Here is a 21,413-nt window from a genome sequence, read left to right as displayed (position 1 = left end):
TGTGGAAAGAGCTGCGGATATAGGGCGATAGGCCCACTTCCGCCCTGAAAGGGGCGAAAGTTGTTGGAAAAAGCAGTATATGGTTGGGCCAAATGCACAATGGAGAGGGATATTGGGATAACTATGGGTTATTCAGAGGTTCCCTAGATGCAGCCATACTGAGCTATATGTACGTAGTCTGGTATATTTCAGCCTTCATATCCTTATCCCAGAAACCTCTATCCAGGCCCGCCTTACGCTTTAATTGACCAATAAAGTCTTCAGGATCAGTGAGTTGCTCCCAAACAGATGGCAAAAATGTAGCCCGGCGCCCGCGCCAAGAAAGTATCAAACCATCCTCCCCCACCTTCAGTTTGCCCGCCAGATCCTGCTCAGAAGTAACTGGCAATAATTGTGGCTGAGTAAGCACAGAGATATGCAATGCGCATAGTGGCCATTCATCCGACTTCAAAGCAGTAAATCGGGGGTCCTCAAATGCTGCGCTGAAAGCATTATGCGACACATCCTGGACTAAAGGACGGATAGCCTCCAACACACCTATGCATCCGCGTAATTCGCCTTGTTTCAAGACGGTAACAAAAGTAGCCGCCGGCTGACACAGCGTATCTGAATACCCAGACAGATCAATAATTCGTCTTTCACCAGAAATAAGCCCCTGCTCGATAGCGAGGGAAGCCACTTCGTATAGCCGCTTCTTTTCTTCGTCCGAGAGATTAATACAGTGCATAGGAAGCATACCCTACAACTCGACGCTTATCGCCAGCGGTATCACCAGAGTTAGCCTGGGCCAAACAAGAAATATGCATTCCTTTACGGCCAGCCAACAGCAGAAGCCCGTTTACACCTTTGCAGCCGCAGGCCTGATCTCCCGTGAGACCATGGTGGAGAGCCAGAATTTCACGAGTTGTCGCCGCATCAATATCTAAAGCTGTTGCGTAATCATGATAGTGACTCAGATCCGTACTAATGACGAGCAGCGTCTCCTCTCCTCCCCACAAAAGCTCTAGAACTTCTGCGACTGATTCTGCGTCAGCATCGCCTATCACAAGGGGTGTGAGTGCAAAGCCATCAAGGCACCGCTGCAGGAACGGCAGGTGCACTTCCAAACTATGCTCCTGGGCATGCGCCGAATCCAAAGTAATAACCTGAGGGAGCAAGGCAAGCTTCGCCAGATTATCGAGATCGACCACAATGCTGCCAAGGGGTGTAGAGAATACATCGGAGGAAGGGACTGCGATTCCTCGAAAGGCAACGCGATGGCTTGGCCCCAGCAATACAACCTTGCTGATCCGTTTGGCTGAATTGCGCAGAGCGCTATAAGCCACTCCCGCTATTGGACCAGAGTAAATATAGCCTGCATGAGGGGCGATAATCGCCTTGGGGGCATAATCAAAGGAGGCCGACGCCGCGATATAGCGACTCACTGATTCAGAGAGATCTTTCGCGTTGGCGGGGTAGAATAGTCCACTGACTGCAGGCTTTCGAACAGACATTTATATCTCCCTTTTGACGCCTCACAACCAATATTGATTTCAAGATTGTGGACAATTAGAGAGGATTACTGAATGTCTATTCTGGACCCACCAGGAAAATTTGTCACCCCCGAAGTCTTACAGGGCAAGCCTTCGGGGAAGAAGGTACTACTTAAAAGCCCAGTGAAGAAATTGTTTCTTCTCTTCAGCCGACGCCTTTTCCCAAAGCACTTTTAATGCCTCAATACGGGAAATGCCAGCGTCTGATGGCAGTGCTGAAACATTATTCTGCACAGCGCTTTGCCCAGGCTGAACAGCTGCAACAGCAGGGCTCACTGTAGCTGTAGCCGCAGTAGCAGACGGTTGAGTAGCTGTAGGCTGAGTAGCAGCTACAACAACTGGCTGATATGCGCCCCCTACACCAATGGTCCTATTCGCACTATCAACTAGAGCGATTTTAGGGTTACGCACAAAGACTGCCGCTTCGCGTTTATTATCAGGCTTGTCATAACTGAACGTGTAAACCTGTCCGGGCTTCATATCCACCGTAACTTGAAGACGATCCGTAGCAACCGTATCAACATGTTCGGCATTTCCATCATCGCTTTGTCTTGGCTTAGCCCAGATGCTCGCGTAACGATAAACAAGCGTCCGTTGGCCAGGCAAAATATCGTAGGTTAAATCAATGTTTTCCAAGAGAAAGTTTTTTTGCGAGACGCCGTCGATTTCAAGCAGCTCTATTTCAGCGGGAGCCATGACTTTAGCCACTTGGCCATCGCCCAGGGTTTGACCATCATAGGTTTTAATCGCTCGCGTCGTTCCACACGCACTAATGGCGATTGCTAACGCCACTACAAGCGACGACCGGAGCCAGGACCAAATAACCTTCATATCATCCTCTTTAACTTTTATTTCGTAAGAAGCTTTAGGAGCTTTCATAAAACGGGCTCAATTGTCATACGGCGGAAGGGCTTATGCAACCTCGTAGCGCCACTTATTAAGCCAACAAAATAACGCATAGGCTAACCCATTTGCCTAATTTAATAAGTTGTGCCACTTTTTAATCAAACGATAACAACACTATATCTATGCAGAAGAGGGACTTTAATATGGATACTACCAACAGAAGAGGTGAAGACGGCTTGACGCCGTTTCGCAGCGACCGCTTCTTCGCTGTCGGCGACAAGTGGTATTTTTCTACACGGGAAGGCTTTGATAGCGGACCTTACGCCGCTAAAGAACGCGCAGAAGAGGGATTGCGCCGCTTCCTGAAAGTCGCCCAGCTCCTGCCTGGCGAAAGCCAAGCCGCCAGAGTGATGCGAGCGCATAGAATCTATTGAGGCGCTAAAACAACGCGGCGCAGTAGATCGTCAGTTGCGTCGCCGCCAACGCCATGACGCCAGCCAGCAGGTCGTCGAGCATAATTCCTTTCCCCCCATGGATATGACGATCGCACCATCGAATAGGCCACGGCTTCCAGATATCAAATAGCCGAAAATAAACAAAAGCCAGCAGGACGAATACACTATTCCAGGGTAACAGGAACAACGCTATCCATTGCCCGACAAACTCGTCCCACACAATAGCCTTGTGGTCGTGCACTCCCCAGTCGCTAGCGGTTCTACCACACAAGTAAACGCCCAAGATCGATGACACAAAGATAACCGACAATTGCAGCCATGGCCCCAAGTGCGCCAAAGAGGCCATGTAAATGAGCACCGCCAACGCGGAGCCAAAGGTTCCTGGAGCCCAGGGAGCCAAGCCAGACCCTAAACCAGCCGCTAGCAAATGAGTCGGCGACTTCAGCGTCGCTATAACGGACGGTGTAAAGGAAGATTCAGCGCGCGTAGTCAAAGTCACGTTACAGAGTTCTCTTTAAAGTGGTCATATCCGCCCCTCGGAGCCAGCTTTACCTCTTCTCCATGCCTTCGCAATGCGACCCCCGACTCCCTTCGCAAGCTTCCGATACAGCTCAACGCCACATCAACGGATAATGATTGAATAAGTTCACGCGCAGATTGTGGTGCGGTAAAGCAGAGTTCATAGTCATCCCCGCCCTGAAGGGCGAAGTTCAATGCGTCTTCTTTGGGGAAAGTCGCCAGTAAAGCGGAGGACAGCGGTATCGCATCTTCTTCTATCAGCGCGCCGCAATTTGAGACGGAACAGATATGCGCCAAGTCAGCTACCAGCCCGTCAGAAATATCAATGGCTGCGGTCGCAACACCTTGCAACTCGCTTCCCAGCTTTATACGGGGCTGCGGACTTTCATAGCGCTGGTATAGCTGGCGCTCCAAAGGCGTTAAAGAGGCATGCGGCCGCCCTAATAAAGACAAAGCGGCGGCGGCGTCACCGAGAGCCCCGGAAACCCAGACATCCTCTCCGGGCGAGGCTCCGTGACGATATAGGCAATGATCTTGAACACGCCCAAACACCGTTACAGTGACAGTAAGAGGGCCTTTCGTCGTATCCCCACCAATGAGAGGAATCTTCCAAGCCAAGGCGGACTCAAACAACTGAGAGCCAAACCCCTGCAGCCAGTCCTCATTGATAATTGGCAAAGTTAACGCCAGCGTAAACCCGACAGGCTCAGCGCCCATCGCAGCTAAGTCACTAACGCTGGAGCCAAGGCTGCGGGCGGCGACCATTTCCGCAGATGCATCCACCGGAAAGTGGACGCCAGATACGCAGGTATCAGTAGAAATCACGAGACGACCACTCAGAGGAGCTAAAACGGCGCAATCATCCCCAATTCCGGTCTCAATCCGCCGCTCAGCACCCGGGAAGTTCGCGAAAGGCGCATGAAAGTAGCGCGATATTAGTTCGAACTCACCCATTAGCCGCTCTACCTGACGTATCCGCTCAATTTACTTTTTCTTGTTTTTGGCGGCGGCCACTTCCGCCTGGCGTAATTGCGGGGCCAGCTTATCCAGAACGCTGTTGACGAACTTATGTCCATCCGTTCCGCCAAACTGCTTGGCAAGCTCAACGGCTTCATTTATCACCACTCGATAGGGCACTTCGATACGCGAGCGCAACTCGAAAGCTCCCATACGGATCAAGCTCAATTCTACCGGGTCCACATCCGTCAGTTTGCGGTCAACGAATGGCTGTAATAGCGCATCAAGCTCACTCACACTGGAGGGCACGCCATATAAAACCGCCTTGAACAAATCCCTGTCCACTTGTTGCAGATCGTTATCCACGGCGAATTCCGCTTCGATCTGAGAAATGGAGGCGCCGGCGACGCGCCATTGGTAAAGCGCCTGCAGCGCCAGTTTACGGGCGGCGCGGCGCTTCTCCATCGCCTTGGACATGGGGCGCCCTGAAGACGGTTGTTCGCTCACTTATTCACCTACCTGCTGAAGTAGTCCGACCATTTCCAACGCTGAAAGCGCGGCTTCCGCCCCTTTGTTGCCGGCTTTGGTGCCTGAGCGCTCGATGGCTTGCTCAATGCTGTCCACAGTCAGTACACCGAATGCGACAGGAATGCCCGCCTGCAGGGAGACCTGACCCAGCCCTTTGGCGCACTCACCTGCGACATACTCAAAATGAGGCGTACCGCCACGGATCACCGCGCCCAAAGCAATTACCGCATCCGGTTTGGTACGTGCGGCAACTTGCTGAGCCAGCAAAGGAATTTCAAAAGCGCCAGGCGCTCTATAAACAGTGATTTGACTTTCCGCAACGCCATGACGACGCAAAGCGTCCAGTGCGCCTTCCAGCAAGCTCTCCACTACAAAGCTGTTAAATCTCCCTACGACAATGGCGTATTTCGCGGACGCCCCTTGCAAGAAATCGCCTTCTACCACTTTGACCGTCATATCTTCTCTCCAAACTTAACTCTAATTCGTTGACTCGGCTTCGCCACAAAAGGGAACATATTCCACAACTTCGAGGTCAAAACCGGACAACGCGCTGAACTTCATCGGCGCGCTCATGACGCGCATTTTACCGACGCCAAGGTCCCTTAATATCTGGGACCCCGTACCTATAGTCAGATACGCTCCGGAAACCGGAGAAACATTGCCCGACCGCTTTTTCTTGGGCTTAAAGAAATCATGGACTCTTTCGCTGATATCCTGCTCGCCACTTTCACTGTCCAGCAGAATCACCACTCCCTCGCCTTCTTCAGCCACCTTCGCCAGCGCTTTACCAATGGGCCAGCTCTCAGAACCTGGGCGTATGGCGCCAAACAAATCTTTCAATACGTCGGCGAAGTGAACGCGAACCAGCACAGGTCTATCAGGACTTGGCTCGCCCATCACCAGCGCCAAATGAATATTTTCCTGAATCGTGTCTTTATATGTCACCAACTTGAAGGCGCCGTATTCTGTCGGCAGCTCGTTTTCCTCCAGACGCTCAATGGTCTGCTCTGTTGTGGCGCGATAATGTATCAGGTCAGCGATAGTGCCGATTTTAAGACCGTGCTCGCGAGCGAACGCCTCCAGCTCTGGGCGACGCGCCATAGTGCCGTCTTCATTCATGATCTCGACGATTACAGCCGCAGGTTCGCATCCGGCCAAACGCGCCAAATCACAGCCCGCCTCAGTATGACCCGCACGACTCAGCACGCCACCAGGCTGGGCGGTGAGAGGAAATATATGGCCTGGCTGCACCAAATCCGTCGGTTTGGTGTTACGTCCTACGGCGACTCTAATTGTATGCGCGCGATCTGCCGCGGAAATACCGGTAGTTACGCCCTCCGCCGCTTCGATGGACACAGTGAACGCTGTAGCGAATTGCGCATTATTGGCGTTCACCATGGGATTCAAGCCAAGATACTGACAACGTTCCCGGGTCATGGGGAGACAAATCAAACCCCGAGCGTGCTTCGCCATGAAGTTGATGTCTTCCGGACGCACCATCTCCGCAGCCATGATAAGATCGCCTTCGTTTTCGCGATCCTCATCATCCATCAAAATAACCATTTTGCCTTGACGGATGTCCTGAATCAGTTCTTCTACGCTGTTAAGCTGCATACTCAGCCTCAAATATCGTACTCACATCTGCTTTCAGCGCATGTGGCTTTTATGATTTATAAAAGCCATGTTGCGCCAGAAATTCTTTACTTATTGTAGACGTCTTCGCGTCGCTCTTTTCAGCGGAAGCGCAAAACAGTAGTCGCTCGGTATAACGGGCAAGGAGGTCCACTTCCAAGTGCACCAGACTTCCGGTCTTCAGCCCCCCCAGCGTTGTCGCATGCGCCGTGTGGGGCACAATATTCAGACTCATTTCAGACCCGGCGATATCATTAACAGTCAGGCTAACGCCATCGACAGTGATAGAGCCTTTGGCGGCGATATAGCGCAACAAATCTTCCGGCGCTCGGATTGATAAGCGTAGAGAGCGCGCATCTTCCTGTTTTGAAATCAGTTCACCAACGCCATCGACATGCCCCGACACCAGATGACCACCCAAGCGCGCGCTCAACTGCATGGCTTTTTCCAGATTCACCTTTACGCCTGAACGCCATGCAGCAATAGACGTATGCGCAGATGTTTCCCGCGACACATCTGCGCGGAAGCCTTTGCCGCTCATTGACGTCAGCGTCAGGCACACTCCGTTTACCGCGATACTATCGCCCAGACGAACGTCCTCCATGAAACCTCCGGTGGCGCCGATTTCCAGCACCCAATCGCCGCTCTGTTGGCGGATCGCGTTCACTACGCCCACTTCTTCTACCAATCCGGTAAACATGTCACTCCTTCCTCCAGATCATGCGCACATCGTCGCCGACCTGACGGACTTCGTTTAACTTCAAAGATATAACCTGATCCATTTGATCGAAACACGGCAAAGCGAATGCTGAACGCCCCTCCCCCATTAACTTGGGAGCGATATAAGTCCAAATCTCATCCGCAAGCCCTTGTGCGACAAAAGCGCCCGCCAGGTTGGCGCCCGCTTCAACCAGCACTTCATTGCACTCTCTGGCCGCCAAAGCAGAGAGCAAAGCGGTAAGATCAACCCGCCCATTCTCGCCCGTGAGCTTCAGCACCTCAAAGTCAGCCTCGCAATTCCGCCGCTGCGCGAGCCAACTTTCAGGAACGTCAGCGCATGTAACCAGCAATATTTTTCCTGGCAGTTTGAGCATTTTGCTATCGGCTGGAAATCTCAACTGGGAGTCCAACACCACTCGCAAAGGCTGCCTCAACTTACCATTACAGATCCGCTCCAGCTCCTGACTACGGACATTCAGCGAGGGATCATCCGCGATCACTGTGCCGATCCCCGTAATAATTGCAGAGCTGCGGGCGCGCAGTTTTTGCACGTCTTCTCTCGCGGCGCCGCCAGTAATCCATTTACTGACGCCATTAAGCAACGCAGACCTTCCATCCAGACTGCTTGCGACTTTTACCCGCACCCAGGGACGACCTGCGCGCATACGCTGAAAGAAGCCAATATTAAGCTCATCCGCTTCCGCCGCCATACATCCGGCATGGGCTTCAATACCTGCATTTCGCAGTAGAGCCAGTCCTTTGCCGGCAACGCTTGGATTAGGATCTTCCATGGCCGCGACAACCCGCCGTACGCCTGCCTTAACCAGCGCCTCAGCGCAAGGCGGCGTACGCCCATGGTGGCTGCATGGCTCCAGCGTCACATAACAGTCAGCGCCTCTTGCAGAGTCGCCAGCTGCCCGCAATGCATTGACCTCCGCGTGCCCTTCACCGGCGCGTTCATGCCAACCTTCGCCGACAATCTCGCCATTTTTCACCAAGACACAGCCCACTCTGGGATTGGGATCTGTGGTGTATAAACCACGCTCGGCCAATCGCAGCGCGCGCGCCATGAATGCATAGTCTTGCGAGGAAATAGCCATTACTTGGAAGTGACGTCGTCTTTATTAGACGCTTTTTCCGACATCATGGGTGTGGCTGCATCTCTGGAGAGTTTGTCAATCTCAGCGCGAAACTCATCCAAGTCCTGGAACCTGCGATAGACCGAAGCAAAACGGACGAAAGCGACCTGATCCAGTTCACGCAGCTCCGCCATAACTTCTTCCCCAATGACTCTGGAGTTCAGTTCCCGTTCTCCGGTGGCGCGCAGACGGAATTTAATACGGTCTACAGCCGCTTCTATTTCCTCCATGCTCACCGGGCGCTTTTCCAATGCTTTCAGGAAGCCCGCCCGCAGCTTATCTTCGTCAAAAGGCTCACGGGTGCCGTCTTGTTTCACGACTCTGGGCATCACCAACTCCGCCGCTTCGTAGGTAGTAAAGCGTTCAGAGCAAGAGACGCACTCGCGGCGGCGGCGCACCTGGCTGCCATCGGCGACCAAGCGGGAGTCAATTACCTTTGTGTCCGCAGCGCTGCAAAACGGGCAATGCATATATCACCAAAATCCTGTGTCCAGAAAAGCAAATGCTCCCCGCAGGGAGCGCTTTATTTATCCTTTGTATACCGGGAAACGTTTGCACAGCTCCAGTACTTGCTGCTTAACGCGCTGGATAGTATCTTCGTTTTCGATATCGTCCAGAACGTCGCAGATCCAGCCAGTCAGCTCTTTGGCTTCCGCTTCGCCCATGCCGCGACGGGTGATGGCAGGCGTACCGATGCGTAAGCCGCTGGTGACGAATGGAGAGCGAGGATCATTAGGCACCGCGTTTTTATTCACTGTGATGTTGGCGCGCCCCAATGCCGCGTCAGCATCTTTCCCGGTGATATCTTTCTTGATCAGGTCAACCAGGAACAAATGGTCGTCCGTACCGCCGGAAACAATGTCATATCCGCGCTGAATAAAAGTTTCCGCCATAACTTGGGCGTTTTTAACTACTTGCGCCTGATATTGCTTGAATTCATCAGTCATCGCTTCTTTGAAGCAAACCGCTTTCGCAGCAATGACATGCATCAAAGGGCCGCCCTGGCTCTCAGGGAAGACAGCAAAGTTCAGTTTCTTTTCCAGCTCTTCGTTGGCTTTGGCGAGAATCAGACCGCCGCGGGGACCGCCTAATGTTTTGTGAGTCGTGGTCGTAGTGACGTCGGCGATCTGCACTGGGCTGGGATATACGCCCGCAGCCACTAAACCGGCGATGTGGGCCATGTCGACAAACAAGTATGCGCCGATTTCGTCCGCGATAGCGCGGAAGCGCCCCCAATCAATCACTCGGGAATACGCGGAGAAGCCAGCCACGATCATCTTGGGCTTATTCTCACGCGCCAGCTTGGCGACTTCTTCGTAGTCAATCTCACCGGTTTCTGGATTCAAGCCGTACTGCACTGCTTTGTAAATACGACCTGAGAAGCTGACGGAGGCGCCGTGAGTCAGGTGACCGCCGTGGGCCAGGCTCATACCGAGGATCACATCGCCAGGTTTACACAGGGCCATGTATACCGCTGCGTTCGCCTGAGAGCCAGAGTGAGGCTGCACGTTGGCGTAATCTGCGCCGAACAGCGCTTTAGCGCGGTCGATAGCCAGTTGCTCAACCACGTCGACATATTCACAACCACCGTAATAGCGCTTGTTGGGATAACCTTCCGCATACTTGTTGGTAAGCGCAGAGCCCTGGGCTTCCATAACGCGTGGACTGGTGTAGTTTTCAGATGCAATCAGTTCTATGTGCTCTTCCTGACGCTGGGTTTCACCTTGCATGGCGGTCCAAAGATCAGGATCAAAACTTGCAATGGTCATGTCACGCGTAAACATCTGTCGCCTCTATCTCTAGGAAGTGAGTACCGTAGTTTCGTGAAGTCAGCGTACGGCGGTGAGAAAAGCCGCTATTTTAATCGATTATCCCCTGCTCTTCACCCCATTTTACTGCGCGCCGGAGAAGGCGGGTCAAAGCTCTAGCAAAACCGCCGCCCGTTTGCCAAAGACAACGATTTCAGCTAACTTAAACGGCCATTCACAGTACCATTCCATTCGCCCAGACGCTTGCGGCCGGACTTTACGCCAATGTCCAGACAGGCCCGCGTAGTTTCCAGCCGTCACTCGTTAGGACAGATGGAGTCTCAGAATTTTTTCCATAAACGGCTTAACGCGGGCGAACGCTTTCGTTTTCACTATCAAATCAAAGATATAGGTTTCAATCTCATGGCACAGTACGTGTACACCATGAATCGGGTGGGCAAAGTGGTCCCCCCGAAGCGAGAAATTCTTAAGGACATCTCTCTCAGCTTCTTCCCTGGCGCCAAAATCGGCGTTCTGGGTCTGAACGGCTCAGGTAAGTCTACGCTATTGCGCATTATGGCTGGCGTGGACACCGACATTATCGGCGAAGCCCGTCCGCAGCCTGGCATTAATGTCGGCTACCTGCCGCAGGAACCGCAGCTGGATGAAAGCAAAGATGTTCGCGGCAACGTCGAAGAAGCCGTAGCAGAAATCAAAAACGCAATGACGCGCCTGGATGAAGTATACGCAGCCTATGCGGAGCCTGACGCCGACTTTGACGCCCTGGCCGCAGAGCAGGCCAAGCTGGAAGCGCTGTTGCAGACTACAGACGGCCATAATCTTGAGCGCACGCTGGAAGTCGCCGCCGACGCGCTGCGCCTCCCCCCCTGGGACGCCCAGGTAAGCACCCTGTCCGGAGGCGAGCGCCGCCGCGTTGCTCTGTGTAAGCTGCTGCTATCCAAGCCAGACATGCTGCTGCTGGACGAACCTACCAACCATTTGGACGCAGAAAGCGTTGCCTGGCTGGAGCGCTTCCTGCACGAATATCCCGGCACCGTCGTAGCGATTACCCACGATCGATACTTCCTCGACAATGTCGCCGGCTGGATACTGGAACTGGACCGCGGTCGCGGCATTCCTTTCGAGGGCAACTACAGCCAGTGGCTGGAAGCCAAGGAAAAACGCCTTGAGCAGGAAGAGAGAACTGAAGCCGCTCGCCAGAAGACCATCAAGTCAGAGCTGGACTGGGTGCGCAGCAACCCCAAAGGCCGCCACGCCAAGAGTAAAGCGCGTCTGGCCCGCTTTGAAGAGCTATCGTCTCAAGACTTCCAGTCCCGTAACGAAACCAACGAGATTTACATTCCGCCCGGACCACGCTTGGGGGATATCGTCATTGAAGTCAATGACGTCAAGAAACGTTTCGGCGACAAACTGCTATTCGATAACCTTAACTTCAATGTGCCCCCGGGTAGCATTGTCGGCGTCATCGGCGGCAACGGCGCAGGTAAGTCTACGTTATTCAAGCTGATCGCAGGCATGGAGCAACCAGAGTCTGGCGCTATCCGCCTTGGCGACACAGTGCAGCTTTCCTACGTTGGACAAATGCGGGAGCTGGACGACAGCAAAACTGTATGGGAAGAAGTCAGCGACGGTCAGGACATGATTGAAGTGGGTTCTTATCGCACCCCTTCCCGCGCTTATCTATCCCGCTTCAACTTCCGCGGCGGCGAACAGCAAAAGCGGGTCAAGGAGCTGTCCGGCGGTGAACGCAACCGTTTATTCCTGGCCAAGCTGCTAAAACAAGGCGGCAACGTATTGCTGCTAGACGAACCTACCAACGATCTGGACGTTGAGACCTTACGAGCGCTTGAGGAAGCCTTGCTGGCGTTCCCTGGCTGCGCCATTGTCATCTCGCACGATCGCTGGTTCCTTGACCGTATCGCCACCCACATCCTGGCTTTCGAAGGCGACAGTGAAGTGGTTTGGTTCGAAGGCAACTTCTCCGAATACGACGAAGACTACAAGAAACGCGTCGGCGAAAGCGCCGCCGTGCCCCAGCGCATGAAATACAAGCGCTTGGCCTGATAGCCTTTCTTTCCGGACGGGGTCAACGCCCCGTCCGCTTCTCTCAACGTGAAGTTCTCCCATGTAGCGACTATAGTTTAGGTATCGCTACAGGGAATAAAAACTATGTCGCCCACGACTTCTTCCGATCGCCGCCGTTTTCAGCGTATATCATTCGATGCGGAGGTGACCATTCAACAAAGCAACCGCAGCTGGATCAGTCAGTTATTGGATATCTCTTTTCGCGGCGCACTGGTGCATGAGCCTGCAGACTGGGGTGATGCTGACGCCAACGCTCCGTTTGAGCTTCGCGTCAACCTGGGAGCGGAGCATCTAATCAGTTTCAACGGACATTTGCGCCACGCAGAAAAAGGCCACCTGGGGTTTTCCTGCGAGCACATGGATCTGGATAGCGCCTCCACGCTGAGACGCCTAGTGGAGTTGAATCTGGGAAGTTCCGATCTGTTGGAAAGAGAACTCGCCGCACTGATTGAAACAGTGTAACGCCCCTCGCGTTACAGCAGCTCCAGCGCCTCCTGCAGACGGGAAACGCCAATCACCTGCATGCCTTCAGGGGCTTTCTTGGGTGCGTTTGATTTGGGAACAATCGCCTTGGTGAAGCCGTGCTTGGCCGCCTCGACAATACGCTCCTGCCCACTGCTGACGGGCCGGATCTCTCCTGACAGACCCACCTCGCCAAACACCACCCAATCACTTGGCGCCGCTCGGTCCTTGAAGCTTGAGGATATCGCCATCAATACTGCCAAATCCGCACTGGTTTCGGCGATTTTCACACCGCCCACCACGTTAATGAACACATCCTGATCCCCCACGTGTAAGCCCCCGTGGCGATGCAAGACCGCCAATAGCAGAGCCAGACGCTGGGGGTCTGAACCTATCGCCAAACGTCTGGGGGCCGCGCCGAAGCCTTGATCCACCAACGCCTGAATTTCCACCAGCAGTGGTCGGGTGCCTTCCCAGGCGACGGTCACAATACTGCCCGCAGCGGTGTGTCCCTCGCGATTAAGAAAAATAGCACTGGGATTTTTAACGTCCTTTAGCCCCGTCTCCATCATGGCGAAAACGCCTAACTCATTCACGGCTCCAAAACGATTCTTGATCGCGCGCAACGTCCGGAAACGGCTATCTTCGTTACCTTCCAGCATGATAGAGGCGTCGATCATATGCTCAAGCACTTTGGGCCCCGCCAAAGAGCCGTCTTTCGTGACATGGCCGACGATCAACAAGGCGACGCCGGACTGCTTGGCGTAACGGGTAAGCGCCGCAGCGGCTTCGCGCACCTGCGCCACACTGCCGGGCGCGGATTGCAGCTCCGCCATATGCATGACCTGAATACTATCAATCACAAGAATATTCGGCTGCTGCTCGCGCGCGGTATCGAGAACGCTTTCGACGTCCGTCTCCGACATCACCTGCATACCGTGACTGTTAAGCTGCAGCCGGCGTGCGCGCATGGCGATCTGTTGAATGGACTCTTCCCCGGTCACATAGAGGATTTTGTGTCGCTCCGCCAGTCGACAGGTCGTCTGCAGCAACAGCGTACTTTTGCCTGCGCCGGGATGACCACCGATCAGCACAACCGATCCGGGAACAATACCGCCTCCAAGCACACGGTCAAACTCGGGACTCAGAGTGGATGTGCGGGGAAGATCGACAAGTTCGACCTCTTCCAGAGACTGTAATTGCGCCCGCTGCCCAGTAAATCCGCTGCGGGCGGCGCTCTTGACAGGCGCCCGGCTTTCACGAAACTCGCTGACCGTATTCCAGGCGCCGCATTGAATACACTGCCCCATCCATTTGCGGTAATCCGCGCCACACTCCGTGCAGACGTAACTGGTCTGTTTCTTCGCCATTCCTACAAATACTCCACTAACGCCAATCGCAATCAGGCATTCTGATGATAAGGCGCGCTCAACTCATGGACGGCGTCGATAAAGACTTTCGCGTGCTCTGGGTCTACATCCGGCGTGATCCCGTGACCCAGATTAAAGACATGCCCCTCGCCAGAACCAAAGCTCGCCAGAATGCGTGAGACCTGATCCCGAATCGCAGCAGGAGGCGCATATAATGCAGCCGGGTCCATATTGCCTTGCAAAGCAACCCGATCACCCACTCGCCTTCTGGCCTCGCTGATTTCCGTCGTCCAGTCGAGTCCTAGCGCGTCGGCGCCTGCATCTGCAATATGCTCCAGCCATTGGCCGCCATTTTTGGTGAACAGAATCACCGGTACAGGACGCCCCTCCGCCTCACGCTGCAGCTTCGACACGATCTTTTTCATATAAGCCAGGGAAAATTCAAGGTATCCCGCAGCAGTCAGAGCGCCGCCCCAGGTATCAAAAATCTGCACAGCCTGCGCACCCGCACGAATTTGCGCATTCAGGTAATCTGCTACGGAATCAGCCAGTTTATCCAGCAACAAATGCAACAATTCCGGTTGTCCGTATGCGAGCTTCTTGATTTCACGGAAGTCCTTGCTTGAACCGCCTTCCACCATATAAGTAGCCAGAGTCCAAGGGCTGCCGGAAAAGCCGATCAGGGGAACGCGACCGTTCAACTCCCGGCGAATGGTGCGTACGGCGTTCATGACATAGCCGAGATCTGTGTCCGCGTCTGGCATATGCAGCGCGTTGACGTCCGCTTCCGTTCTTACCGTCTTTTTGAAACGGGGGCCTTCTCCAGTTTCGAAGTACAGGCCCAGCCCCATCGCGTCAGGAATAGTGAGGATGTCAGAGAAAAGAATCGCCGCATCAAGCTCAAAACGCTCCAGTGGCTGAAGCGTGACTTCACAGGCGAATTCCGCATTTTTACACAGGTCCATGAAGCTGCCTGCACGAGCCCTGGAAGCCCGATATTCAGGCAAGTAACGTCCGGCCTGGCGCATCATCCACACCGGCGTCACGTCCACCGGCTGCCTCATTAATGCGCGTAAAAATCGATCATTCTTCAGTTCTGACATGACGTCTCCAGGGTTCCAGAATTTGAGAGCAGCACATATACCACGTTCGCCCCCAACAAAAAAGGCATGGAAAACCATGCCTTTTTATACGTCTGAAGCTTTTTGATTGTTAATCAATCACTTCACAACGTCATACTTCCAGATAATCGAGAATGCCTTCTCCCGCCTGTCTGCCTTCCCAGATAGCCGTGACCACCAGGTCGGAGCCGCGCACCATGTCTCCGCCGGAGAACACCTTCGGGTTAGTCGTCTGGAATTTGTATTGCTGCTGTTCCGGCGCAATGACTCGTCCGCCGTTATCGACATCAATACCAAACTCCTGGAACCAGGGTGAAGGGCTGGGACGGAAACCAAATGCGATCAGCACCGCGTCCGCCGGCAGAATCTCTTCGCTTCCCGCCACCACTTCAGGACGACGACGGCCATTTTCGTCCGGCTCGCCCAGGCGAGTCTGCACCACTTTCACGCCCTCTACCCGCTCATCGCCGATGATGGCGACGGGCTGACGGTTGAACAGGAATTTGACGCCCTCTTCTTTCGCGTTGGCGACTTCCTTACGTGAACCAGGCATGTTGGCCTCGTCGCGACGGTAAGCGCAGGTTACTGATTTAGCCTTCTGACGAATCGCCGTCCGGTTACAATCCATTGCAGTATCGCCGCCGCCAAGGACGACAACTCGCTTGCCCTGCATGTCGACAAAGTCTTCCGGCGCTTTTTCATACCCCAGGCAACGGTTGACGTTGGATATCAGATACGGCAGCGCGTCATAAACGCCAGGCAATTCCTCGCCTGGGAAACCGCCTTTCATATAATTGTAGGTTCCCATTCCCAGGAAGACGGCGTCGAATTCATTCAACAAATCCGCAAACGCCACGTCTTTCCCTACATCCGTGTTCAGACGGAACTCGATGCCCATCTCTTCAAACAGTTTGCGGCGGCGCACCATAACCTCTTTTTCCAGTTTGAACTCTGGAATACCGAAGGTCAGCAACCCGCCAATTTCCGGGTAGCGGTCGAACACGACAGGCTTCACGCCATTGCGGATCAATACGTCCGCGCATCCTAAACCGGCGGGACCCGCGCCGATAATGGCGACCCGTTTATCGGTCATGGCCACCTTGGACATATCCGGCTTCCAGCCCAGAGCCAGCGCCGTATCCGTAATATATTTCTCGGTCGAACCAATCGTCACGGCGCCGAAGCCATCATTCAGCGTACAGGCGCCTTCGCATAGTCTGTCCTGCGGGCACACCCGGCCACAGACTTCAGGGAGCGTGTTGGTCTGATGGCTGAGCTCGACTGCCGCCATGATGTTGCCTTCCGACGCCAACTTTAGCCAATTGGGAATGTAGTTATGCACTGGGCATTTCCATTCGCAATAGGGGTTGCCGCACTCCAGACAGCGGTGCGCCTGGTTTTTGACTTCCTCTTCCTTAAAGGGCTTGTAGATTTCTCTAAACTGCTTCTTACGACGCCCAACCGGAACCTTTTCAGGATCTTGCCGTCCCACATCGAGGAACTGAAAGTTATTGCTCAGTCTCTCCGCCATTGCGTCTAAACCTCTAAACTGTATACAAAAAATCTGTTTCTGGACCCGGCGCGGCGCGTACGCCCGAGGCGTAGTCTCGCCACCCTCTTACGCCGGGAACTCCGAATAAACTTAAACAGCTCCGATTTATTACTCAGGCCTTGCCCGCGTGCTGTCCATCAACGAGGCAAGGCTGGCGGCTTTGGGTTTCACCAGCCAGAAGCGCCCTACATAGTCATCGAAGTTATCCAGCATGTTTTCCGCCCAGGCGCTGCTGGTTTCCCGAACGTGCTCGTCAATCACGTCGCGCAGATAGTTGCGGTAAGCTTCCATCGCTTCGCTGGTAATACGGTGAATCTCCACCAGCTCATGGTTATAGCGGTCGACGAAGCGATTCTCCAGGTCAAGAACATAAGCAAAGCCGCCGGTCATGCCCGCACCGAAGTTGTAGCCGGTTTTCCCCAGCACAGCCACCATGCCGCCCGTCATATATTCACAGCAGTGATCGCCCACGCCTTCAACCACCGCATAGGCACCGGAGTTACGCACGCCAAAGCGTTCGCCCGCCACGCCCGCGGCAAAAAGCTTGCCGCCAGTGGCGCCATACAGGCAGGTGTTACCGATGATGGAAGTTTCCTGCGATGCAAAAGAGCTGTTCTGGGGAGGACGTATGGTCAACTTACCGCCAGTCATGCCTTTGCCCACGTAATCGTTGGCGTCGCCTTCAAGATACATGTGCAGACCACCAGCGTTCCACACGCCGAAGCTTTGCCCAGCGGTGCCGGTCAAACGGAATACCAGCGGGTTTTCCGCCATGCCCTGATTGCCGTGTCGCTTGGCGATCTCGCCAGACAAGCGAGCTCCGATAGAGCGATCACAGTTGGTGACGCGAAACTCAAACTCACCGCCACTCTTGGCTTCGATGGTTGGCAGCGCAGCCTGCACCATTTCTTCCGCCAAACGGCCTTTGTCGTATGGGGCATTTCGAGCGGACTGACAGGTATGCGGCTTGTCCGCAGGAATCGCGTCGTTGCTCAGCATCGGCGTCAAATCTAGATTACGCTGCTTGGCCGTCGCGCCCGGTAAAATCTTCAGCAAGTCCGTACGGCCAACCAGTTCTTCCAGAGAACGAACGCCCAGCTTCGCCATCCACTCACGGGTCTCCGTCGCGACGAACTTAAAGTAGTTGATCGCCATTTCCACCGTGCCCTGGAAATGCTTATCGCGCAGATCTTTATTTTGCGTCGCAACACCGGTGGCGCAGTTGTTCAAGTGGCAGATACGCAGATACTTACAGCCCAACGCCACCATTGGCCCAGTGCCGAAGCCGAAACTTTCCGCGCCCAGAATGGCGGCTTTCACCACATCCAGACCGGTCTTCAGACCACCGTCCGTCTGCAGGCGCACGTTGCCGCGCAGATCATTCGCGCGCAACGCCTGATGCGCTTCTGATAGGCCCAATTCCCAGGGAGAGCCGGCATACTTGATAGAGGTCAGCGGACTGGCGCCAGTGCCGCCGTCATACCCCGAAATCGTGATCAGGTCAGCGTAGGCCTTGGCCACACCTGCGGCGATAGTGCCAACGCCCGGTTCAGACACCAGCTTGACCGACACCAGCGCCTCAGGATTCACCTGTTTCAAATCGAAAATCAGCTGCGCTAAATCTTCGATCGAGTAGATATCATGATGCGGCGGTGGAGAAATCAGCGTCACGCCTGGGACGGCATAACGCAGACGCGCGATTAACTGGTTAACCTTACCGCCAGGAAGCTGCCCGCCTTCGCCTGGCTTCGCGCCTTGCGCCACTTTAATCTGCAGCACATCCGCGCTGACCAGATAGTGCGGCGTCACGCCAAAGCGACCTGAAGCCACCTGTTTGATCTTGGAGCGCTTCTCCGTCCCATAGCGAGCCGGATCTTCACCACCTTCGCCTGAGTTGGAGCGACCGCCCAAGCGGTTCATCGCGACCGCCAGCGCTTCGTGCGCCTCAGGAGACAGCGCGCCAATGGACATAGCGGCGGAGTCAAACCGGGGAAGAATGTTTTCCAGCGGTTCGACTTCGTCTATCGAAATCGGCTTGACCTTATCAGAGATTTTAAAGAGGTCGCGCAGCGTCATCGGCGCTCGGCCGTTTACATAGGAGGCATATTCCTGATAAACGCCATAGTCGCCTTCGCGCACCGCCTTCTGCAGCGCGCCGACTACATCCGGGTTATAGGCGTGATATTCGCCGCCATGGACGAACTTCAGCAGACCGCCCTGCAATATCGGCTTGCGTTTGGCCCAGGCCATTTTAGCCAGCTCCGCCTGCTCCGCCTGGAAGTCATAAAATGAGGCTCCCTGGATGCGGCTGGGAACGCCGCAGAAGCACAAATCAACAATATCATCCGCCAGCCCCACGGCCTCGAATAACTGCGCGCCGCGATAAGAGGCGATTGTTGATATCCCCATCTTGGAGAGTATTTTCAACAGGCCTTTGTTAATGCCTTTCCGATAGTTATTTTTGGCTTCGATAGGATCGATCAATACTTCGCCGGTACTAATCAGGTCATTAAGCACTTGATAAGACAGGTATGGATAAACCGCAGTGGCGCCGAAACCAAACAACACTGCGAAATGATGCGGATCTCTCGCCCAAGCGGTTTCCACGATGATATTGGCGTCGCAACGCAGACCTTTGTTCACCAAACGGTGATGCACCGCGCCTGTCGCCATAAAGGCGTTGATTGGCAGCTCGCCCTGATTAATGCAGTTGTCGCTCAGTATCACCAGCACTCTGCCGTTACGCGCCGCGTTTTCCGCTTGGTCCGCCACGGCTTCAATCGCTTGCTTGAGCCCTAACTCCGGACGGTACGACAACTTGATTTTCTCTACAGAGAAACCTTCACGCTGCAGGTTGGCGATTCGGAAGAACTTGGCTGGCGACAGCACCGGCGTACTCAGGATAATCCGGTTAGCATGCTGAGCCGTTTCCTGGAATACATTGCGTTCCGCGCCCAAACAGGTCTCCAGAGACATGACGATGGTTTCCCGCAACGGGTCGATCGGCGGGTTGGTCACCTGAGCAAATTTCTGGCGGAAATAGTCCGCAACGGAACGGATGCGGGTCGACAGCACCGCCATTGGCGCATCGTCCCCCATTGAACCCACTGCCTCCTGGCCGGATTCAGCCAGAGGACGTAGCACCTGGTCGCGCTCTTCAAAGGAAATCATGAACATTTTCATGTATTCATGCAGGTTTTCCTTTTCCATCAGCGTGAATTCAGGCGTTTGCTGATTAAGTTTGGTTTCCACACGCAGTGCGTTTTCACGCAGCCACTTCTTGTAGGGGTGCGCCGATTTCAGACGGTTATCCACATCCTGAGTATGCAGCACTTCGCCGGTATGGGTGTCCACCGCCAAAATCTGACCCGGACCAACACGGCCCTTGGCGACGACATCCTCAGACTTGTAGCCATAAGTGCCCACTTCCGAGGCCAGCGTAATGTAGCCGTTTTTGGTGATAACCCAGCGCGCAGGACGCAATCCATTACGATCCAGCAGACACACCGCGTAGCGACCGTCAGTCAATACCACGCCAGCGGGGCCATCCCAAGGCTCCATGTGCATGGAGTTGTATTCATAAAACGCGCGCAAATCCGGGTCCATGGTGTCCACGTTCTGCCATGCAGGCGGGATCATCATACGCACGGCGCGGAATAGATTAACGCCGCCCGCCAGCAAGACTTCCAGCATGTTGTCCATGGAAGAGGAGTCTGAGCCAGTGCGATTTACAATCGGCTGCAGCGCTTCCAGGTCAGGCAGGTGTGGGGATTTAAATTTGCTTGCGCGAGCCATCGCCCAGTTACGGTTGCCGTCGATAGTGTTGATCTCACCATTGTGAGCCAGATACCGGAAAGGCTGCGCCAACGGCCAACGCGGCGCCGTATTAGTGGAAAAGCGCTGGTGGAACACGCAAATAGCGGTTTCCAGGCGCGCATCGCCAAGGTCCAGATAAAAATTTGGCAGGTCGACGGGCATCATCAACCCTTTATAAGAAAGCACCTGGCTGGACAAGCTACAGATATAGAACTCTTTATCTTCCGCCAAGACGTTCTCGGCCATCCTGCGGGCAATATACAGTTTGACCGCAAACTCGTGCTCATTAATGCCCTTCGGGGCTTCAACGAATATTTGTTCTATAACGGGAAGGCAATCCAGAGCCATGGGCCCCAGGCATTCCGTATTCGTAGGAACCAGGCGCCACCCGACGGTTTTCACGCCTTGTTCGGCCAGCGCGGACTCCAAGCGCTCACGGGCGGCTTTCGCCATGGCTTCGTCCTGATTCAGGAACAGCATGCCCACCGCGTAATTCGCGCCCAACTCAATATTAAAGCTTTCTTTGGCTATCGCCCTAAGAAAGGAATCAGGCTTTTGTATCAGTAACCCACAACCGTCGCCGGTTTTGCCATCCGCAGCGATACCACCTCGATGAGTCATGCATGTGAGGGACTCAATAGCGGTGCGCAGCAGATCATGGCTGGCTTGCCCATTCATATGGGCGATCAAACCAAAACCACAGTTATCTTTGAACTCACCTGGTTGATACAGACCTGTCTTCATATGCTTTCTCTCACTTAAATCCTTACGAATCAAAAGCTTGCCTGAAAGAAATCAAAACCAAGCAGCTTTTGATAGGCAAAAATGGGCCGCCCATAATACACACGGACACGCCTTAGCTCAAATCTAAAGAGATTTGTTAATTAGTAAAAATACCTAAAGGTTTGTG

Annotated in this window: 19 protein-coding genes; 3 read left to right on the top strand and 16 right to left on the bottom strand. The window is 54.2% G+C overall.

Going from position 1 to position 21,413, the window contains the following annotated elements:
- Nucleotides 1–163 precede the first annotated feature (163 nt).
- The 3 genes from amrA to KP814_RS21500 form a co-directional block, all read right to left on the bottom strand.
- On the bottom strand, nt 164–727 hold the full coding sequence (gene amrA / locus KP814_RS21510; protein ID WP_216738697.1) for an AmmeMemoRadiSam system protein A: 564 nt from the start codon (nt 725–727) through the stop codon (nt 164–166).
- A complete protein-coding gene (amrB, locus tag KP814_RS21505) occupies nt 714–1,493 on the bottom strand; it encodes an AmmeMemoRadiSam system protein B (protein ID WP_216738696.1) in 780 nt (259 codons plus the stop codon). The genes amrA and amrB overlap by 14 nt, the downstream gene beginning before the upstream one ends.
- A 147-nt stretch (nt 1,494–1,640) precedes the next feature.
- On the bottom strand, nt 1,641–2,411 hold the full coding sequence (locus KP814_RS21500; RefSeq protein ID WP_216738695.1) for a DUF2057 domain-containing protein: 771 nt from the start codon (nt 2,409–2,411) through the stop codon (nt 1,641–1,643).
- A gap of 170 nt (nt 2,412–2,581) precedes the next feature.
- Between KP814_RS21500 and KP814_RS21495 the strand changes: the two genes are divergently transcribed.
- Nucleotides 2,582–2,812 (top strand): DUF6316 family protein, encoded by a 231-nt coding sequence (locus tag KP814_RS21495; protein WP_127973440.1) that lies wholly within the window; start codon nt 2,582–2,584, stop codon nt 2,810–2,812.
- 4 nt (nt 2,813–2,816) lie between these two features.
- Here KP814_RS21495 and KP814_RS21490 read toward each other — a convergent pair whose 3' ends face one another.
- Genes KP814_RS21490 through glyA form a run of 9 tightly spaced genes read right to left on the bottom strand, consistent with a single transcriptional unit; the run spans nt 2,817 to nt 10,112 of the window.
- Nucleotides 2,817–3,332, bottom strand: a complete 516-nt coding sequence (locus KP814_RS21490) for a phosphatidylglycerophosphatase A (RefSeq protein WP_216738694.1) — start codon at nt 3,330–3,332, stop codon at nt 2,817–2,819.
- Nucleotides 3,329–4,306 carry a thiamine-phosphate kinase gene (gene thiL / locus KP814_RS21485; protein ID WP_216738693.1) on the bottom strand — a complete coding sequence of 326 codons (978 nt, stop codon included), beginning with the start codon at nt 4,304–4,306 and terminating at the stop codon, nt 3,329–3,331. Before thiL ends, KP814_RS21490 begins: the two co-directional genes overlap by 4 nt.
- Before the next feature lie 30 nt (nt 4,307–4,336).
- Nucleotides 4,337–4,786 (bottom strand): transcription antitermination factor NusB, encoded by a 450-nt coding sequence (nusB, locus tag KP814_RS21480; RefSeq protein ID WP_216738700.1) that lies wholly within the window; start codon nt 4,784–4,786, stop codon nt 4,337–4,339.
- A 30-nt stretch (nt 4,787–4,816) separates the two neighbouring features.
- A complete protein-coding gene (gene ribE / locus KP814_RS21475) occupies nt 4,817–5,293 on the bottom strand; it encodes a 6,7-dimethyl-8-ribityllumazine synthase (protein WP_127973443.1) in 477 nt (158 codons plus the stop codon).
- A 21-nt stretch (nt 5,294–5,314) separates the two neighbouring features.
- The gene (gene ribBA, locus KP814_RS21470) at nt 5,315–6,451 is read right to left on the bottom strand and encodes a bifunctional 3,4-dihydroxy-2-butanone-4-phosphate synthase/GTP cyclohydrolase II (protein WP_216738692.1); all 1,137 of its coding nucleotides are present in this window, start codon (nt 6,449–6,451) and stop codon (nt 5,315–5,317) included.
- 49 nt (nt 6,452–6,500) lie between these two features.
- Nucleotides 6,501–7,169, bottom strand: a complete 669-nt coding sequence (locus KP814_RS21465; protein ID WP_216738691.1) for a riboflavin synthase — start codon at nt 7,167–7,169, stop codon at nt 6,501–6,503.
- 1 nt (nt 7,170) lies between these two features.
- Nucleotides 7,171–8,289 carry a bifunctional diaminohydroxyphosphoribosylaminopyrimidine deaminase/5-amino-6-(5-phosphoribosylamino)uracil reductase RibD gene (gene ribD, locus KP814_RS21460; protein WP_216738690.1) on the bottom strand — a complete coding sequence of 373 codons (1,119 nt, stop codon included), beginning with the start codon at nt 8,287–8,289 and terminating at the stop codon, nt 7,171–7,173.
- The gene (gene nrdR, locus KP814_RS21455; protein ID WP_216738689.1) at nt 8,289–8,798 is read right to left on the bottom strand and encodes a transcriptional regulator NrdR; all 510 of its coding nucleotides are present in this window, start codon (nt 8,796–8,798) and stop codon (nt 8,289–8,291) included. Before nrdR ends, ribD begins: the two co-directional genes overlap by 1 nt.
- Before the next feature lie 57 nt (nt 8,799–8,855).
- A complete protein-coding gene (gene glyA, locus KP814_RS21450; RefSeq protein ID WP_216738688.1) occupies nt 8,856–10,112 on the bottom strand; it encodes a serine hydroxymethyltransferase in 1,257 nt (418 codons plus the stop codon).
- Between the two features lie 387 nt (nt 10,113–10,499).
- Here glyA and ettA point away from each other — a divergent pair, with 387 nt between their 5' ends.
- Nucleotides 10,500–12,161: an energy-dependent translational throttle protein EttA gene (gene ettA / locus KP814_RS21445; protein ID WP_216738687.1), complete on the top strand. Its 1,662-nt coding sequence runs from the start codon at nt 10,500–10,502 to the stop codon at nt 12,159–12,161.
- A gap of 105 nt (nt 12,162–12,266) precedes the next feature.
- A complete protein-coding gene (locus KP814_RS21440; protein ID WP_127973450.1) occupies nt 12,267–12,644 on the top strand; it encodes a PilZ domain-containing protein in 378 nt (125 codons plus the stop codon).
- Nucleotides 12,645–12,655: 11 nt separating this feature from the next.
- Here KP814_RS21440 and radA read toward each other — a convergent pair whose 3' ends face one another.
- The 4 genes from radA to gltB all read right to left on the bottom strand — a co-directional run bounded on the left by radA (nt 12,656) and on the right by gltB (nt 21,247).
- Complete coding sequence (radA, locus tag KP814_RS21435) at nt 12,656–14,014, bottom strand: DNA repair protein RadA (RefSeq protein ID WP_216738686.1); 1,359 nt, start codon at nt 14,012–14,014, stop codon at nt 12,656–12,658.
- Between the two features lie 32 nt (nt 14,015–14,046).
- Nucleotides 14,047–15,117, bottom strand: a complete 1,071-nt coding sequence (gene hemE / locus KP814_RS21430; protein ID WP_216738685.1) for a uroporphyrinogen decarboxylase — start codon at nt 15,115–15,117, stop codon at nt 14,047–14,049.
- A gap of 130 nt (nt 15,118–15,247) precedes the next feature.
- Complete coding sequence (locus tag KP814_RS21425; RefSeq protein WP_011399673.1) at nt 15,248–16,666, bottom strand: FAD-dependent oxidoreductase; 1,419 nt, start codon at nt 16,664–16,666, stop codon at nt 15,248–15,250.
- Between the two features lie 129 nt (nt 16,667–16,795).
- Nucleotides 16,796–21,247: a glutamate synthase large subunit gene (gene gltB, locus KP814_RS21420; protein ID WP_216738684.1), complete on the bottom strand. Its 4,452-nt coding sequence runs from the start codon at nt 21,245–21,247 to the stop codon at nt 16,796–16,798.
- Nucleotides 21,248–21,413 lie beyond the last annotated feature (166 nt).

Origin of the sequence: Hahella sp. HN01 (genome assembly GCF_018986435.1) — a bacterium.
Lineage (GTDB): Bacteria > Pseudomonadota > Gammaproteobacteria > Pseudomonadales > Oleiphilaceae > Hahella.
This window is presented reverse-complemented; position numbering and strand designations above follow the sequence as displayed.